This is a genomic window from Streptomyces kanasensis, assembly GCF_043077165.1.
Classification (GTDB): Bacteria; Actinomycetota; Actinomycetes; order Streptomycetales; family Streptomycetaceae; genus Streptomyces; species Streptomyces changanensis.
The window spans coordinates 187410-204150 of the sequence record NZ_JBIBSF010000002.1 but is presented as its reverse complement, the minus strand read 5'-3'; the positions used below and the strand labels follow the sequence as shown (position 1 = coordinate 204150).

Genomic DNA, 16741 nt, shown 5'->3' with positions numbered 1-16741 from the left:
GGGTGGGGGGGGGGGGGGGGGGGGGGGGGGGGGGGGGCCCCGGCCCCCCCCGGCGCCGGTCAGCGGTAGGCGGCGAACGCCCGGGTGAAGGCGAGCGGCTGCTGGAGGATGGAGCTGCACGTCGCGTCGGCGTGGCCGACCTCGCCCGCGGGGCACTGCCTGTCGCGGGTCGAGGACCACATCGACAGCCAGCCGAGCCCCTTCGACCGGGCGAAGTCCACCAGCTCGGTCGCGTCGTCGACGCGGAAGACCTCCGTCGTGACGTCGTTGACGCCGATCATCGGGGTGACGGCCACCGTCTTCCACGCGGCCGCGTCGGACAGCCCGAGCACGCCCTTGAGCTGCGCCTGCGTCGCCGTGGCCGCCTGGACCGCGTAGCGGCCCATGTCGCCGGCATAGGCCGGGCCGTAGTCCATCGCCATGATGTTGACGGCGTCGACGCGGACGCCGTTGCGGCGGGCGTCGGCGAGGAGGTCCACGCCCGGCTGCGTCAGGCCCTCCGGCATGACCGGCAGGGTGAACGACACGTCGAGGTCCGGGTGGGTCTTCTGGAGCCGGGCGACGGCCTGGGCCCGGCGGGTGTTGGCGGCGGCGTCGGGCAGGGCGGCGCCCTCGACGTCGAAGTCGACCTTGGTGAGCCGGTACGCGTCGACGACCTTGCCGTACGCGGCGGTCAGTTCGGCGGTCGTCGCGCAGTTCAGGGCCAGTTCACGGCCCGCGGCGCCGCCGAACGACACGCGCACGTCGCCGCCCGCGGCGCGCAGGGCGCCGATCTGCGCGGCGACCCGGTCGTCGGCGAGTGCGGTGACACCGCCCCAGCGCGGCTCGCAGCCGCCGCCGGCGGTGACGAAGGCGAGGTTGAACTGCTTGACGCCGGTCTTCGCCGCGGTGTCCAGCAGGTCGTACGCCGGGTACAGGGAGGTGTCGACGTACGGCGCGAAGCGCGCGCCGGCCGCCGGGGCGCCGGTGGGGGCGGGGGTGGTGGGCGCCGGGGTGGTGGGGGCCGTCGCCGTCGGGGTCGGCACGGCCGTGGGGGTGGGGGCGGGGGTCGTCGGGGAGGCGGTCGGCACCGGCGGCGCGGTGGTGCCCGGGCCGGTGGTGGGCTGCCCGGTGGGTCGGCCGGTGGGGACCGGCGTCGTACCGGGGCCCGCGGAGCACGCGACCCGGTCGATGAGGCAGCCCGTCGGATCGCCCGCCGCGCCGCCGTCCGCGCCGGTGACGAAGCCGACGCCGACCGAGGCGCCCGGCGCGAGGTCCCGGTTCCAGCTCTCGGGCTCCACCGTCACGTGCCGTCCCTCGACGGTGTGCCGGCCGTTCCACAGCGAGGTCAGACGCGTCCCGGCGGGCAGGTCGAACTCCAGCTTCCAGCCCGAACGGGCGGCGCCGGTGGTGTTGGTGACGACGTACTGGCCGGTGTAGCCGCCCGCCCAGGAGCTGGTCCGGGTGTACGCGGCGCTGACGCCGGCGGCCTGCGCCGTGCCGGTGAACGCGAGCGCCGTGCCGGCGGCCACCGCCGCCGCGACCAGCGCGCCGACCGCCTTCGCCCTGCCGCCGGCCCTGCGCCGGTGCGTGGTCGTTCCCATCGATGTGCCTGCCTCGTGTACGGGTGGGGGGTGGATGCGGCAGCACGCTAGCCGCCGCCCACCGGACAAAACGCCCTCCACGGACGGGACTTGGCGATCTTAGGCTCCGCTTAAGGAAGCCATGGGCGTGGATTAAAGGTGGGGCCCGACCCTGCGGTCGCTGCCCGGCCCCTCCCGCCGGGGCCGCTGTGCGAAGATCCCCCGGTGCAACCGATCACCGCTGAAGACCCCTCCTGGATAGGCCCCTACCGTCTCCTCGGCCGGCTCGGGGCGGGGGGCATGGGCCGTGTGTACCTCGCCCGCAGCGAGGGTGGTCGTACCGTCGCCGTGAAGCTGGTCCTGGCGGAGCTGGCCCAGGACGCCGAGTTCCGGCGGAGGTTCGCGCAGGAGGTGTCCGCCGCGCGGCGGGTCGGCGGCCAGTGGACCGCCCCGGTGCTGGACGCCGACACCGGCGCCGCGGTGCCGTGGGTGGCGACGGGGTACGTGCCGGGCCCCTCCCTCACGCAGGTCGTCGGCGAGGACCACGGGCCGCTGCCCGACACGTCGGTGCGGGCCCTGGCGAGCGGGCTGTCCCAGGCGTTGGCGGCCATCCACGCCGTCGGCCTCGTCCACCGTGACCTGAAGCCGTCGAACATCCTGGTCACGGTCGACGGGCCGCGCGTCATCGACTTCGGCATCGCCCGCGCGCTGGACGGGCTCGCCGCCACGGGCGACGTCCGCACGCAGACCGGCGTGATGGTGGGCTCCCCCGGCTTCATGTCACCCGAGCAGGTCCGCGGCCAGGTGGTCACGCCCGCGTCCGACGTCTTCTGCCTGGGCGCGGTCCTCGCGTACGCGGCGACGGGGCGCACCCCGTTCGGCGGTGCCGACAGCGGCGTCCACAGCCTGCTGTACCGGATCGCGCAGGAGGACCCGGACCTCGACGGCGTCCCGTCGGCGGTGGCCGGGCTGGTCCGGGCGTGCCTGGTGAAGGACCCGGCGGGCCGGCCGACGGTCGCCGAGCTCGTCGAGGCCACGCGGGACGCCGAACCGGCGGGCGCGTGGCTGCCCGGGGCGCTCCTGGCGCAGCTCGGCCGGCGTGCCGCGCGGCTCCTCGACGCGGAGGCGCCCGCCGCGACGGGCGCCCACCCCTCGACGCGGCTGTCGGCGCCCGCACCGCCGGCGCCGTTCCCGACGCAGGGCCCGGCCCCCTCGCCGTACGGGCCGACCGCCTTCGGCACGCCGCCGCCCGGGCCGGGCCCGTACGCCCCGGCGCACTCCGGCCCGTACGGGCCGCCCGTCCAGCCCTACGCGCCCACCCCCGTGCCGATGCCGGCACCGGCGCCGGCACCGCGCAGGAGCGGGGGGCGCACGGCGCTGATCGTGATCGGCTCGGTCGTCGGCGGCATCCTGCTGGTGCCGGTGCTGCTCTTCCTGATCGGCCTCCTCGTCAGCAAGGACGGTGAGAAGGCACCCGAGATCCACAAGATCGAGGGCGCCGTCCCCGACGCGTACCTGGGCTCGTGGGAAGGCATGATCCGCACGGACTCGGACGGGGAGCTGCACGGGCGGTTCGAGGTGGTGCAGGGCGAGAAGGGGATGCGGGTCGCCACGGTCACCCTCACCGGCCCCACCGCGCTGTGCGAGGGCGAGAGCCCGCTCGCGGCCGTCGACGACCGGCGGATCTCCCTCGGCGCGGGCGTACGGAAGACGGCCGTGCCGAAGGGGGCGGAACAGTGCACGCCGCCCCCGCCGCTGACCCTCGCCGTGCGCACCGACGGCAAGCTGGACTGGCGGATGGGCGACGCCAAGGCCGTCCTCGAACCGGCCACGACCAGCGAGGCCGCCGTGCACCCGAAGTTCCTCGGCACGTGGCGGCTGGACACGCCGGAGGAGGACGACCGGCTGAAGCTCACCATCACCCAGGGCCGGTTCGGGAAGAAGGTCGCCACCGCCACCGGCTCCGGCCGGCACGCGGAGTGCGCCTGGATCTCGGTCCTGACCGGCGCCCACAGCGACCGGCTCGTCCTCAGCCCGCTCGAACCCGGCAGCGACGCCTGCCCGGTGCGCGGCCGCATGGTCCTCACCCCGGCCGGGGAGGGCAAGCTCTACGTCGCCCGCGCCGACCGCGAGGGCGGCGGCATGGAGGAACTCACCCGCGTGACCCCCTGACGGCGCACGCCCGACACCCGGCCGCGGGCCGCGGCTGTCGGGCGCGGGTGCCCGGTACGGCGGCCCGGTGCCGGATAGCGGACGCGGCGGCCCGGTGCCGGGTGCGGGGTGCGGGTCGCGGGGTGCCGGGCGAGTGTCGGCTGTCGGGCGCGGGCCGCGGGTGCCGGCGCGCGGGGAGGTCTGAGCCGCCGGTTGCGGGCCGCGGCTGCCGGTCAGGTGCCAGGTGCCGGGCGCGGCTGCCCGGTGGCGTGGCGGGGGGCGTCGTCCGACCTGCGCCCGCGCCCGGCGCCCCCTGCCGGGTGTGGGCCGCCACTGTCGGGTGCGCGGGGGCGGTCCGGGCCTGCCGCCCGTGGCCCTTCCGGGTCGGTCAGCGGCCGGGGCCGGGGCGGGGGACCGTCCGGCGGCCGCGCCGGCCGCGCCGCCCGCCCGGGTCCGGGCGGCGGCCGTCCAGGCCGAGCCAGACCCGGACCTCCGTACCGCCGAGGACGGATCGGCCGATGCGGACGTCGCCGCCGGTCGACTCTGCGACCCGGCGCACGATGTCCAGCCCGAGCCCCGTCGAGCCGTCCCGCGCGCCGCTGTTGCCGCGGGCCAGGGCGGCGCGCGGGTCCGCGATGCCCGGCCCGGCGTCCGAGACGAGCACGATGACGGCGTCGTCGCCGTTGTGGACGTCGACCGAGAAGGCGGTGCCCTCCGGGGTGTGCCGGAAGACGTTGCCCAGCAGCGCGTCCAGCGCCGCCGCCAGGTCGGGGCGGGCTACCGGGATCCGTACGGGCCGCTCCACGCCGGCCAGCCGCACGGTGCGGCCCTCGTCCTCGGCGAGCGCCGACCAGAACGCCATCCGGTCGCGGACCACCTCGGAGACGTCGCAGCCCGCGCCCGGCCCCGCCGCCCGCGTCTGCGGCTTGGCCTCCCGGGCGGTACGGATGATCGTGTCGACCTCCCGCTCCAACTGCTCGACGGCCGCCCGCGTCTGGTCGGCGGCCGGGCCGTCGCCGAGGGAGGCGGCGTTGAGGCGCAGCACCGTCAGCGGGGTGCGCAGCCGGTGCGACAGGTCGGCCGCGAGCTCCCGCTCGTTGGCGAGGAGCCGGACGACCTGGTCGGCCATCGCGTTGAACGCGACGGCAGCGGCCCGCAGTTCCGCGGGCCCGTCCTCCGGCACGCGGGCGCCGAGCCGGCCCTCGCCGAGGTCGTGGGCGGCGCGGGCGAGGCGCTGCGCGGGCCGCACCGTCCGTACGCCGAGCCGGTCGGCGACGGCGACCGACCCGACGACGAGGGCGGCGCCCACCCCGGCGAGGACCAGCCAGGCGGTGGTGAGGCCGCGGGTCAGCTCGCCCTCGGGGACGAACACCTCGACGACGGCGATCTGCCCGGTGCCGAGCGCGGTCGGCTGGAGCAGCACCGAGCCGCCCGCCACCTCCGTCACCGAGGCGCGCGGCACCCGCCGTACGGTGTCCAGGTCGGCGGCCGTGGCCCGGCCCGTCCCGATCCGCACGTCCCGCGCGCCGGGCCGGCCGGGCGGCGCGGGGACGTGCACGGCCATGCGGCCGTCGGCGCCCGCCTGGGTGGAGGCGACGGCCCGCTCCAGCGCGGACCGGTCGGTGGTGACGGACAGGGTGGGGCCGATCGCGGCGGCCTGCCGTTCGGCGTTGCCGAAGGCCCGGTCGCGGGCCAGCTCCTGGGTGACGAGTCCGAGGGGGACGGCGAAGGCGATGACGACCATCGTCGTGACCGCCAGCGCCACCTTGACGAGCGCCCACCTCACCGGGGCGGCTCCAGCTTCACGCCGACGCCCCGCAGGGTGTGCAGGTAGCGGGGGTCGGCGGCGGTCTCGCCCAGCTTCCGGCGCAGCCACGACAGGTGGACGTCGATCGTCTGGTCGTCCCCGTACGCCTGCTGCCACACCTCGGCGAGGAGTTCCCGGCGCGGGACGACGACGCCGGGCCGCCCGGCGAGGAACGCCAGCAGGTCGAACTCCCGGCGGGTCAGGTCGAGGTGGCGGCCGTCGAGTTCGGCGCGGCGCCGCAGCGGGTCCACGGCGAGGCCGCCGACGCGGAGGACCGTGTCCGGGCCGGTCTCCGCGGCACCGCCCCGGGCGCGCCGCAGGACGGCGGCGATCCGCGCGGACAGGTGCTCCACGGAGAACGGCTTGGTGAGGTAGTCGTCGGCGCCGTCGTTGAGGAGCCGGACGATCTCCGCCTCGTCGTCCCGGGCCGTCGCGATGATCACCGGTACGTCGGTGACGCCGCGCAGCATCTTCAGCGCCTCCGCCCCGTCCAGATCGGGCAGACCGAGGTCGAGGATGACCACGTCGAACCGGTTGTGGGCCACCTCGCGCAGCGCCTCCAGGGCCGTGCCGACGCTCCGCACGGTGTGGGAGGCGTCGGTCAGGTGCCGGATGAGGGCGGAGCGCACGAACTGGTCGTCCTCGACCACGAGCACACTTGCCATGGGCGGCACCGTACGCCATCAGGCGGAATGAGGGGGACCGGTGTTGACGCCGTGGCCGTGTGGTGCAGTATGGCCCGGATGCGAAGAGGACTGGTCCATGCCCTGGCGTGGTCGCTCGCCACGGGCGCGGCGGTCACCCTCTCGTGGTGGGGCGTGCACACGGTCCTGGCGGGCAGCGTCTACGACCGGCCGAGCGCCCTGCCGCTCGCCGCGGTGACCGACGACGACCCGCCCGCGCCGCCGCGTTCGCCGGCCCGGCCGGACCCCGGCTCCCCCGCGCCGTCCGCGTCCTCGTCCCCGTCCGCCTCGCCGGCCCGCCCGTCGGGGCGGCCCCCGTCGCCGGCGCCGGCGGACCCGGGCGGCTCGCCGTCCGCCCGTCGGCCCGCCCCCGGGCCGTCGGCGCCGAACCCGCCGGACCCGTCCGGCTCGTCGGCGGGGACGGTGCGCAGTCACGTCGTCGACGGCGGCCGGGTGGCGTTCGACCTGGGCGAGACGTCGGCCGAACTCGTCTCGGCGACCCCGGCGTCCGGGTGGCGGATGCAGGTGTGGAAGCAGGACACCTGGATCCGTGTGACGTTCACCCGGGACGGCCGGGAGATCTCCGTGTTCTGCGTCTGGCACGACGGCCCGCCCCGCGTCGAGGTCGACGAGCGCGACGCGTAGACCGGCCGCGCGGGCGCCACCGGTGGTACCGGCAGCACCGGGAGGCCCCGGGGAGCACCGGGAGCACCCGCGCTGCCGGTTGCGGCGTCCGTCAGCCCGCCGCGCCGAAGACCTGCGTCCACCAGGGACCGCCCGACGCGTCGTGCCGGCCGACGCCGATCTCCTTGAACGAGCAGTTGAGGATGTTGGCGCGGTGGCCGGGGCTGTTCATCCACGACTCCATGACGGCCTCGGGCGTCTGCTGGCCGCGGGCGATGTTCTCGCCGTACGTGCTCCACCGGTACCCGGCGGCGGTGATGCGGTCGCCGGGGTCGGTGCCGTCCGGGGAGCTGTGGTCGAAGTAGTCGCGCGCGTCCATGTCCTCGGAGTGCCGAAGCGCGGCCGTGTCGAGCAGGCCGTTGCGGGAGACGGGGCCGCAGCCGTTGCGCGCTCGCTCGGTGTTGACGAGCGCGGTGACCCGGTCGCCGTACGAGCCGTCGCCCGAGGGCCGGGTGGCGCTGTACCGCCGGCTCGTCCCGCCGGACCGGTCGGAGTCGTCGCGCTCGGCGGTGGGCGTGCTCCGGCGCGCGGAGGGGGTGGCGCTCGGGCTGGGCGTCGCGGTCGGGCCGGCCGTCGCGGAGGGCTTCGGCGAGGTGGACGCCGACGGCGACGTGGAGGCGGAGGGGGACGGGGAGGACGACGCCGTCGACGGGCTCGGCGCGGCCGGGGCGGTGGGGGGCAGCGACCCCACCGCGAGGGGCCGCGGGGCGCCGTCCCCGGGCAGCGCCGACTGGACGCGTGCGGCGTCGGTGTCGCCGTCGCCGGGCAGCAGCACCACCCCGGTCACCGCGCCCGCGCCGACCAGCAGCGCCACCGCGGCACCCGCGGCCGTACGGCGGCGGCGCGCCCGCGCGGCGCCGCGCTGCGCCGCCCGGCGGCCGACGACGACGGCGGGGCCGCCCGCCGCGGCGACGGCCGGGGTGACGGCGGTGGTCTCCGCGAGCGACGGGCCGTCACCCCCCGGCAGCGCCGCCAGCAGCCCGGCCGCCACCGGCACGAGACCGAGCCCGGCGAGCAGCCCCTCCGCGGGCACGAGCCCGGACTCGTACCCGGAGCACACCGTGCAGTCGCGCACGTGGCGTGCGAGCCGCTTGCGCCACAGCGCCGACGGCACGCCGTCCCAGCCCCCGAGCGCGTCGTCGAGGAGCACGCACCGGGGCACCGCCGCCAGGACCCGCACCACCAGCCGCGCGGTCTCCAACCGGCCCTTGGTGCGCTGCACCCGTACGGCGGTGTGCTGCGGCGACAGGTCCAGCGCGGCGGCCACCTCGACGCGGGTGAGGCGGCCCGCCGCCTCCAGCCACCACAGGGACAGCAGCTCCCGGTCGTCGGGGTCGAGCCACCGCGTGGCCTCGGCGACCTCGCGGCGCTGCCCGGACAGGCCCAGCCGGACGATGGTCAGGTCCACGAAGTCGGCTCCGGGGTCCGCGACCTGCTGGACCCGGTCGGGCTCCACCGCCACGGCGCCGGACGCCCGCGCCGCGTGGTGGGCGCGTATCCCGTTCATGGTGATGGCCACCAGCCACGATCGGAAGCGGTCGGGGTCCCGCAGGGCGTCGAGTCCCGTCAGGGCCCGGATCAGCGACTCCTGGACGACGTCGTCCACGTCGGCGTGACCGTTCAGGGCCCGCCCGACGATGTTGTAGACGAGGGGGAGGTAGGCGGCGATCAGCCGGTCCTGCGCCCACGCCTCCCCCTGCTGCGCCGCCCTGACCACCGCGGCTTCCGGTTCCCTCTGCACGTCGCGCCCCTCACTGTCCCCGGGCGGCGCCCGGTCCTCTCGTTCCTCTGGCACGAGGGGAGACCCGAGGGCGGGACGCGGATAACGGAAACCGCGAAAACCCGTTCGGTGATCCGAACGGGCGGGCGGGGCGGGGTGCGGCGGCTACGCGTCGAAGACCGACGGCGGGGGCGGCGGGGACGGCTTCGCGGAGGCGTCGGTGATGGGGGTGGCGCCGCCGGTGAAGTCGGCGAGGGCGCGCCCGTGTTCGACCCGGCCGGGGTGCGGGTCGGTCGCGACGCGGCGGGTGAGCTCGGCGACGGGCAGCGGGGTGTCGGCGGCGACGAGCACCGCGTTGCCGAAGCGCCGGCCGCGCAGCACGACGGGGTCGGCGGCGAGCGCCAGTTCGGGGAAGACGGCGGCCGCGGTGGCGATCTGGCCGCGCAGGTGCGCCAGGGGCGGCCCGTCGGCGATGTTCGCGGCGTAGTGGCCACCCGGCTTCAGCACGCGCCGCACCTCGGTGAGGAACTCCGTGCTGGTGAGGTGCGCGGGGGTGCGGGCGCCGCTGAAGACGTCGGCGACGACGAGGTCGGCCCAGCCGTCGGGGAGCCTGCCGAGGCCGGCGCGCGCGTCGCCGCCCCGCACCCGTATCCGCGCGGCCGGGTCGAGGGGCAGGGCCCGGCGGACGAACTGGACGAGGGGCGCGTCGATCTCGACGACCTGCTGTGTGGAGCGGGGCCGGGTCGCCGCGACGTACCGGGCGAGGGTGAGGGCGCCGCCGCCGAGGTGGACGGCGTGCAGGGGGCGGCCGGCGGGCGCGGCGAGGTCGATGACGTGGCCGAGGCGGCGCTGGTACGCGAAGTCGAGGTGGGCGGGGTCGTCGAGGTCCACGTGCGACTGGGGCGCGCCGTCGAGCAGCAGCGTCCAGGCGCGGGCCCGCTCGCGGTCGGGGACGAGTTCGGCGAGCCCGCCGTCGACGGTCTCGCTCAGGGTCTCCGGGGCCGCCGTACGCCCGCGCCGCTCTCTGTTCCTCGCCACAGGACCATTATCGGCCGCGCCCCCTCCCGCCCGCCCCGCGGGCCGGGGCGGCCGGGGCCGGGGCGGGGGCGGGGGGCAAGGGTGGCGTCAGGGCGCGCGCCGCGGCTCCGGGGGGTTCTCCCGGACCAGGGCCAGCAGGCCGGGGAACCGGGTGTCCAGATCCGCCCTGCGGAGCTGCGCCATGCGGCTGTTGCCACGGTCGACCTGACGGATGAGCCCGGCCTCCCGCAGGATGCGGAAGTGGTGGCTGCGGGTCGACTTGGACACCGGCAGGCCGAACGAGGAGCAGTGCCGTTCGGACCCCTCCGGCCCCCGGACGAGTTCCGAGACCACCTCGTACCGCAGGGGATCGGACAGGGCGTTCATCACGGAACGCAGGTGCATCTCTTCCAGCGAGGGGTGCCCCTCTGCGTCGGGCATGACGGCTCCTTCGGAAGGTTCTATTTGCATGGTACCTGCGCCGCATGCCAGGTTAAGGTTCGACAGAATACGAACCTCCCCGGTCGGTCGACGCGGGGACGTCCAGGGAGCACGCCATGTCCACACGGACCGAGTCCCCCCTCGGCGGCGCACCGGCGCCCACCGAGACAGCCGCCCCCGCACCGCACCCCGGCGCGGGCCCCCGGCAGACGCTCACCCTGATCGCGGTCCTCCTCGCCGTCTTCGTCGTGCCCACCTCGATCTCCGGTACCGCCGTGGCCCTGCCCGGTATCGGCGCCGACACCCAGGCGGGCCTCGTCCCCCTGCAATGGGTGGTCAACGCCTTCAACGTCTCGTTCGCGTGCTTCACGCTCGCCTGGGGCTCCATCGCCGACATCGTCGGGCGGGTCCGCGCCTTCGCCATCGGCGCCGGCATCTACGCCGTCGCCTCGCTCGGCAGCGCGCTGGCCGCGAACGTACTCCTGCTCGACGCCGCCCGCGCGCTGGCCGGACTCGGCGGAGCCGCGATCTTCTCCTGCGGCAGCGCGATCCTGTCCACCGCCTTCAGCGGCCCGGCGCGCGCCAAGGCGTTCGCGCTCTTCGGGACCGTCGCGGGCATCGGTGTCGCCGTCGGGCCCTCCGTCTCCGGCCTGCTCGTCCAGACCCTCGGCTGGCGATGGGTCTTCGCGCTGCACGCCGTGGCCCTCGCCCTCGTGCTCCTCGCCGTCCCGGCCATCGCCCGCTCGACGGCCGGGTCCCGCCGCACCGACGCCCGCGTGGACGTGATCGGCAGCACCCTGTTCGTCGTCGCGATGCTGCTGCTGACCACCGGCATCGTGCAGGGATCGCAGTGGGGCTGGGGCAGTGCGGGCGTGCTCGGGCTCTTCGCCGGAACACTCGTCGTCCTCGTGGTGTTCACCGCCGTCGAGAAGCGCCGCGAGCACCCGATGCTCGATCCGAGCGTGCTGGCCAACCGCCGCTTCCTCGCCCTGTGCCTGGTCCCGGTCGCCGCGTCCTTCGGTTTCGTGACGATGCTGACCTACCTGCCGACCTACCTCACCGCCGTGGCGGGATACACGAGTGGCGCGGCCGGGCTCACGATGGTCCTGCTGACCCTCCCGGTCCTCGTCTGCCCGATGCTGGCCGCCAAGCTGGTCTCCCGCGGCGTCCCCGCCCTCACCCTGCTCCACCTCAGCCTCGCCTGCCTGGTCGTCGGCGACCTCGCGCTCACCCTCTTCAGCCCGGACGTCGCCATCGCGGTCGTCGCCCTGCCGATGCTCGTCACCGGCGCGGGCATGGGGCTGTCCGCAGGGCTGGTCGACGGGCAGGCGCTGGAGAACGTCGCCCCCGAGAAGGCGGGCATGGCGGCCGGCTTCCTCAACACGCTGAGGCTGGGCAGCGAGGCCATCGCCGTCGCCGTCTACGGCTCCATGCTCGCCACCACCCTCGGTGCGAGGATCCGCGAGGGCGTCGGGGGCTTCGATGCCGCGGGCGACCCCACCGCCCTCGCCAACCAGGTGGCGGGTGGCGGCTTGACCGTGGCGGCGCGGACCGTCCCCGCCGACCAGCGCGACCGGTTCACCGACTTCCTGGTCGGGGCGTACGACTCCGCCTTCGACACGATCCTGTGGGTCCTGGCGGCCGTCTGCCTCGTCCTCTTCCTGGTGATCGTGGCGCTGTGGCGCCGCGGCCGGACCGCGCCGGCCGCCACCGGCGCCACGGCAGCCGGCTGACGGCCGGTGCGGTGGCGGCCTGGACCAGCCGGCCACCACCGCCTTCCACTCCGCCGGTACGCCCGGCTTGACCACCGGCGCCCCGGCGGTGGAGGGGCAGGCCATCACCGAGTCCCGCCCGGCTGGCGCCACTTCGACGACACACCCCAGGCGCCGGTCCCGGGTTACCAGGGGTAGCGGGTGCTGGCCCCACCGCCGTTCGGCCGGACAGCCGGGTGGCCCGGTGGGTCCCGTGTCGGCGACGGTGGGGCGGTACCCGACACGTCACCTGCAGAGAAGGCAAGATCGTGCGCATCGTCACGGCCACCGCCGTCGCCCTGGCCCTCGTCGGCGCAGCCGCGCCGGCCGCCACCGCCCACCAGCCGGCCACCGACGGAATCTGGCGCATGGACGGCTACGGCACCGTGCTGTCCATCCGGAACGGAACCCTCCAGGAGTACCAGACCACCGCCGTCAGCTGCATCCGGGGCGACACCGCGCAGCGGACCGGCCCCGGCGCCTACACCACGCCTGGAGGCACCGTCCTCACCGTGCGCACCCGCGGGGACCGCGACCGCGCTTCCCTACGGCAGGACGGCGACGTCGGCGAACGGAACCTGCGCCGGATGAGGGAACTGCCCGACGCCTGCACGCGTTCCGCCCCCGGGGGTCCGCTCGCCTCCTTCGACGTCTTCTGGCAGTCCTTCGAGGAGAACTACCCCTTCTTCGCCGCCAAGGGCATCGACTGGCACGCCGTACGCGACCGGTACCGGCCCTCGGTCCACGAAGGGACGACCCCGGACGAACTCTTCGCCGTCTTCGGCAAGATGGTCGCGCCGCTCCACGACGCCCACGTCGCCGTCCGGGACGTCGACGGCGACGGCGACGGCGACCCCGACCGGACCTTCGCGCAGGTCCGCCCAGGCACCGTCCGGCCCGACGGGGAGCTCGACGCCAAGGTCAAGAAGTTCGTCGTGGAGCGCGACCTCGAAAACGCCCGGAACCTGCAGGACTTCGCCAACGGGCGGATCACCTACGCCGACCTCCCCGGCGGGCAGGGCTACCTGCGGATCTCCGGCTTCGGCGGCTACGCGGGCGGCAAGGCCCCATACGCCGCCGAGCTGGCCGAGCTCGACAAGGCGCTGGACACAGTCCTCAGCCAGGAGCGCACCCGGCACCTGAAGGGCCTGGTCATCGACCTGCGGATCAACGGCGGCGGCTCCGACGCCATGGGGCTCCACGTCGCCGGGCGGCTGACCGACACCCCCTACCTCGCCTACTCCAAGCGGGCCCGCAACGATCCCGCGGACCCCACCCGGCACACGCGTCCCCAGCCCCTGTACGTCACGCCCGCCCCGGGCCCCCGCTACACCGGACCGGTCGCCGTGCTGACCGGCGGCTCGACCGTCAGCGCGGGAGAGACCTTCACCCAGGCCCTCATGGACCGGCCCGGCCGCACCGTGCGGATCGGGCAGCCCACCCAGGGCGTCTTCTCGGACGTCCTGGTGCGCAAGCTCCCCAACGGCATGTCGGTCTGGCTGCCGAACGAGGAACTGCTGACCCGGTCGGGCAGGACCTTCGACGGCGCGGGCATCCCGCCGCACCTCACCGAACCGGTCTTCACCTCGGAGGAGTTCGACCGGAAGGAGGACTCGGCCTTCGACCGGGCCGTGAAGGTCCTGCGGAACCAGGATCTGACGTCAAAGCGCCACGTGACCCTAACGGCAGTTGTCGGCCGCCTCGATGAGGCGGGCCGCCTCGTCCAGGGCCTCGCGTAGGGCCTCGGGGTCGGTGACCGGGTCGGTGTCGGCGGGCGGGAGCAGCCAGCCGGTGCCGGCGGGGGGCGGGGGCGGCGCGGCGTCGGGGGCGGCGGTCGGGTCGGCGGGGAGGCGCAGGCCCCTGCCGTCGGTGCCGGTACAGGCGCTGCCCGGTACGTCCCAGGCCGCGGCCGTGCCCGGCGGGACGACGAAGCCGAGCGTGTCGCTGGCGTCGTCGTGGAGGACGGGGCCGACCGCGGGGGCGACGCGGCGGAGGATGTCGACGGCCTCCAGACCCCGCCGGGCGGGCACGGTGACCAGGTCGCACGGCACCCCACCGCAGGGCGCGGCGCCCCTGCCGTCCGCGGTGTGCTCCCGGGCGCCGTCCGGTGCGCCGTGGCCCCCGGCCGGACAGGCGCCGCCGTCGGGGACGGGCGCGTGCCGCGCGGTGCCGCCCGGCACGCCGTGGGCGGGTCGTCCTGTCTCCATACCGACCTCCAACAAGGGATTGCCTCCTCGCTCGAGCCCCGAGTGGAGACACGGGCCGTCTCTCCGGGGGGTTCAACGGCCGGCGGCGTCAACAGCTACGGCCGGATGCCGCCGCAAAGGATGGCAGTTCATGGCGGATCGTGGGTGAGATATCCCGTTTGTAGCCAAACCGTGCGTGTGTGCCCCGCCCCGGCAGGTACGTTCTTGCATCGCCGGAGCATCGGCAGCACGCAGGAGAGGGCTCGCCATGGCCTCGTCACGGGCAGTTCCGAATCTCGCCTTCCGACGGCTGCGGGGCCGGCGCTCCCCGGCGGAGTTCGCCGCCGCGGTGCGCCGGGCGGGCCGCGAGATCGGCGAGCACGTGGCGTGCGACGCCCGCTACGTCGGACGCGTCGAGTCGGGGGAGATCCGCTGCCCCAACTACGCGTACGAGCGGGTGTTCCTGCACATGTTCCCCGGTCTGTCGCTGACCGATCTGGGGTTCGTCGCGCGGGAACGGGTACGCGGTCGGGGGGCGCGTGCGGTGGCCGCCGCTCCCGAACCCCCCACCACCATCCCGAACGATGAGGAGAGCGACGTGCTGCGTCGCGCATTCATGACGGGCGGCACCGTCACCGTGGCAGCCGTCTCGTTCGGCCTCGCTCCCGCCCGGGCGGCGGCGGAGCGGGGCGGCGGGACGGAGCCGCTCGGAACGATCCCGGCGCCGCGTGCCGGCGGCCGCTTCGGCGAGTCCGAGGTGGCGGCGGTCGAGGAGGCCGTACGGCGGATCCGGCTGCTGGACGACCGGTACGGCGCCGACGGACTGTACCGCCGCGCCGCGGAGCCGCTGCGCACGGCGTACGCGCTGCTCGACGCGGGGACGACCGCCCGCAGGTCGACGGCCGACCGGCTCACGGCGGGCGCGGGTGAACTGGCCCTCTCCGTCGGCTGGCTCGCCCATGACTCGGGCCGCCTGGAGGACGCCCGTTCGCACTACGCGGAGGCGCTCGCCACCGCGCGCGTGGGGGCCGATCCGGGTCTGGAGGCGCACGCCTTCTCCAACACGTCCTTCCTGGCCAAGGACGCGGGTCGGTTCCGGGAGGCGGTGCGCGCGGCACAGGCCGGGCAGCACGCGGCGAAGCACCTGTCGTCGGCACGGCTGCTGTCGCTGTTGGCGATGCGGGAGGCGGCCGGCTGGGCGGGGCTCGGCGACCGCACGGCGTGCGAGGAGGCCCTGGGGCGGGCGCACACCCAGTTCGGGCGGGGCGCCTCGGACGCCGACCCGGAGTGGATGTCGTTCTTCGGTGCGCCGGAGCTGGAGTTCCTGGAGGCCCAGGCGTGGTCGCTGCTGGGCGACGGGGCCCGCGCCGTGCGCCACGCCCGCCGCGCCGCCGCCCTGAACGACCCGCACTTCGCCCGCAACCTCGCCCTGTACCACGCCCAGCTCACCGGCGACCTGGCGCGCGGGGGCGCGGTGGAGGAGGCGGCGGCCGTCGGCGGCCGGGTCCTGGACCTGCTGGACGACGTGGAGGTCCGCTCGGCGCGGGTCCAGGCGATGCTCGCCGACACGGCGCGGGTGCTGCACGCCCGGCGCGACGTGCCGGAGGTGGCGGCGTTCCTGGCCCGCCACCGGTCGACGGTCCCGGCCCTCGCCCCGGACCCGGGGACGGGAGCGGGACCGGGCGGCGGCGCCTAGGGGGAGCCGGCGGCCGGGCGGGCGCGTTTCCGCCGGACGCCCCGGGATGCCTGCGGGCCGGCCCGGGCTGCCCGCGGGTCGCGGCCCGGGGTCGCCGTGGAGCGGCTCGGGGCCGTTGTGGAGCGGCTCGGGGCCGTTGTGGAGCGGCTCGGGGCCCCGGCGGGGCGCGGCCGGAGGCTGCCAGCGGGGCGGCCCGGGGGCCAAGGGCGCCCAGGGCGTCCGCACGGGCGGTCGGGAGCGGGCGCCCCGCGCGCGGGGCCAGGCCGCCGCGCCGCTCGACGCCGACGCGCGGACGGCGGGCAGGCGCCCCGCGCGCGGGGTCAGGCCTCCAGGTGCCCCGTGTCGTTCCAGCGCTCGATCGCCGGTGCCCCGTACGCCCAGCCGAGCGCCGACAGGCTCGTCGGGTCGAGGCGGACGCGCGCCGCGAAGGAGACGTCCTCGCCCAGCCAGCGCGCGGCGATCGACCGCAGGATGTGGCCGTGCGCGAAGACCAGCACGTCCCGGTCGGCCGAGCGGGCCCACTCCACGACCTCGTCGGCGCGGGCCGACAGCTGCGCCAGCGTCTCGCCCTCCGGCACGCCGTCGCGCCAGATGAGCCAGCCCGGCCGGACGGCGTGGATCTCGGCGGGCGTCATGCCCTCGTACGCGCCGTAGTCCCACTCCATGAGCGTGTCCCACTCCTCGGCGCGGGCGCCGAAGCCGGCCAGGTCGCAGGTCTCCCGCGCGCGGGACAGCGGACTCGTGCGGATCTCGTACCCCTCCAGGCCCGCCCAGCGGGCCCGGTGGAGCCGCTTGCCGAGCAGCTCGGCGCCCTGCCGGCCCTCGTCGAGGAGGGGGATGTCCGTCCGGCCGGTGTGCCTGCCGAGCAGCGACCACTCGGTCTGGCCGTGCCGGGCGAGCAGGATGCGCGGTGCCATGGGGCGTACTCCTGGGGGTTACGCGGGGGGTGCACACTTCGGCGGGTGCAGCGACGTACCCGTCCATCATCGCGCACGGGATCACGGACGGCCGCGGGGGGCGAGTGGCGTGACCCGGCCCCACGT

General features: G+C 76.3%; 13 protein-coding genes. 5 read left to right on the top strand and 8 right to left on the bottom strand.

The features are described 5' to 3' along the window. Positions 1 to 59 precede the first annotated feature (59 nt). Complete coding sequence (locus tag ACF053_RS06280) at positions 60 to 1583, bottom strand: glycoside hydrolase family 18 protein (protein WP_391952793.1); 1524 nt, start codon at positions 1581 to 1583, stop codon at positions 60 to 62. Positions 1584 to 1787: 204 nt separating this feature from the next. Here ACF053_RS06280 and ACF053_RS06275 point away from each other — a divergent pair, with 204 nt between their 5' ends. Further along, positions 1788 to 3734 carry a serine/threonine-protein kinase gene (locus tag ACF053_RS06275; RefSeq protein WP_391952792.1) on the top strand — a complete coding sequence of 649 codons (1947 nt, stop codon included), beginning with the start codon at positions 1788 to 1790 and terminating at the stop codon, positions 3732 to 3734. Positions 3735 to 4101: 367 nt separating this feature from the next. Here the strand turns inward: ACF053_RS06275 and ACF053_RS06270 are convergent, their stop codons facing one another. Beyond that, the gene (locus tag ACF053_RS06270; RefSeq protein WP_391952791.1) at positions 4102 to 5499 is read right to left on the bottom strand and encodes a sensor histidine kinase; all 1398 of its coding nucleotides are present in this window, start codon (positions 5497 to 5499) and stop codon (positions 4102 to 4104) included. Further along, positions 5496 to 6185, bottom strand: a complete 690-nt coding sequence (locus ACF053_RS06265) for a response regulator transcription factor (RefSeq protein ID WP_391952790.1) — start codon at positions 6183 to 6185, stop codon at positions 5496 to 5498. The genes ACF053_RS06270 and ACF053_RS06265 overlap by 4 nt, the downstream gene beginning before the upstream one ends. Before the next feature lie 69 nt (positions 6186 to 6254). Between ACF053_RS06265 and ACF053_RS06260 the strand changes: the two genes are divergently transcribed. Then, entirely contained in the window at positions 6255 to 6848 is a 594-nt protein-coding gene (locus tag ACF053_RS06260) for a hypothetical protein (protein ID WP_391952789.1), read from the top strand. A 91-nt stretch (positions 6849 to 6939) separates the two neighbouring features. Here ACF053_RS06260 and ACF053_RS06255 read toward each other — a convergent pair whose 3' ends face one another. From ACF053_RS06255 to ACF053_RS06245, 3 genes are all read right to left on the bottom strand, one after another. Next, on the bottom strand, positions 6940 to 8628 hold the full coding sequence (locus ACF053_RS06255) for a sigma-70 family RNA polymerase sigma factor (RefSeq protein WP_391952788.1): 1689 nt from the start codon (positions 8626 to 8628) through the stop codon (positions 6940 to 6942). 144 nt (positions 8629 to 8772) lie between these two features. Further along, positions 8773 to 9645 (bottom strand): spermidine synthase, encoded by an 873-nt coding sequence (locus tag ACF053_RS06250; protein ID WP_391952787.1) that lies wholly within the window; start codon positions 9643 to 9645, stop codon positions 8773 to 8775. Between the two features lie 87 nt (positions 9646 to 9732). Then, on the bottom strand, positions 9733 to 10065 hold the full coding sequence (locus ACF053_RS06245) for an ArsR/SmtB family transcription factor (RefSeq protein ID WP_391952786.1): 333 nt from the start codon (positions 10063 to 10065) through the stop codon (positions 9733 to 9735). A gap of 116 nt (positions 10066 to 10181) precedes the next feature. Between ACF053_RS06245 and ACF053_RS06240 the strand changes: the two genes are divergently transcribed. Next, positions 10182 to 11798, top strand: a complete 1617-nt coding sequence (locus ACF053_RS06240) for an MFS transporter (protein ID WP_391952785.1) — start codon at positions 10182 to 10184, stop codon at positions 11796 to 11798. A 287-nt stretch (positions 11799 to 12085) separates the two neighbouring features. Continuing rightward, the gene (locus ACF053_RS06235) at positions 12086 to 13555 is read left to right on the top strand and encodes a S41 family peptidase (RefSeq protein WP_391952784.1); all 1470 of its coding nucleotides are present in this window, start codon (positions 12086 to 12088) and stop codon (positions 13553 to 13555) included. On the opposite strand, the gene ACF053_RS06230 is transcribed toward ACF053_RS06235, so the two are convergent. After that, a complete protein-coding gene (locus ACF053_RS06230) occupies positions 13496 to 14023 on the bottom strand; it encodes a hypothetical protein (protein ID WP_391952783.1) in 528 nt (175 codons plus the stop codon). The genes ACF053_RS06235 and ACF053_RS06230 overlap by 60 nt on opposite strands. Positions 14024 to 14270: 247 nt before the next feature. Here ACF053_RS06230 and ACF053_RS06225 point away from each other — a divergent pair, with 247 nt between their 5' ends. Further along, positions 14271 to 15698, top strand: coding sequence for a tetratricopeptide repeat protein (locus tag ACF053_RS06225; RefSeq protein ID WP_391952782.1), 1428 nt, complete (start codon positions 14271 to 14273; stop codon positions 15696 to 15698). A gap of 320 nt (positions 15699 to 16018) precedes the next feature. On the opposite strand, the gene ACF053_RS06220 is transcribed toward ACF053_RS06225, so the two are convergent. Beyond that, positions 16019 to 16615 (bottom strand): histidine phosphatase family protein, encoded by a 597-nt coding sequence (locus tag ACF053_RS06220; RefSeq protein ID WP_391952781.1) that lies wholly within the window; start codon positions 16613 to 16615, stop codon positions 16019 to 16021. Between the last annotated feature and the right edge of the window lie 126 nt (positions 16616 to 16741).

Bases quoted from the DNA above. Each gene is read 5' to 3' on its own strand.
- ACF053_RS06280 (WP_391952793.1), bottom strand. From the start codon at position 1,583: ATGGGAACGACCACGCACCGGCGCAGGGCCGGCGGCAGGGCGAAGGCG.
- ACF053_RS06265 (WP_391952790.1), bottom strand. From the start codon at position 6,185: ATGGCAAGTGTGCTCGTGGTCGAGGACGACCAGTTCGTGCGCTCCGCC.
- ACF053_RS06260 (WP_391952789.1), top strand. From the start codon at position 6,255: ATGGCCCGGATGCGAAGAGGACTGGTCCATGCCCTGGCGTGGTCGCTC.
- ACF053_RS06245 (WP_391952786.1), bottom strand. From the start codon at position 10,065: ATGCCCGACGCAGAGGGGCACCCCTCGCTGGAAGAGATGCACCTGCGT.
- ACF053_RS06240 (WP_391952785.1), top strand. From the start codon at position 10,182: ATGTCCACACGGACCGAGTCCCCCCTCGGCGGCGCACCGGCGCCCACC.
- ACF053_RS06230 (WP_391952783.1), bottom strand. From the start codon at position 14,023: ATGGAGACAGGACGACCCGCCCACGGCGTGCCGGGCGGCACCGCGCGG.
- ACF053_RS06225 (WP_391952782.1), top strand. From the start codon at position 14,271: ATGGCCTCGTCACGGGCAGTTCCGAATCTCGCCTTCCGACGGCTGCGG.
- ACF053_RS06220 (WP_391952781.1), bottom strand. From the start codon at position 16,615: ATGGCACCGCGCATCCTGCTCGCCCGGCACGGCCAGACCGAGTGGTCG.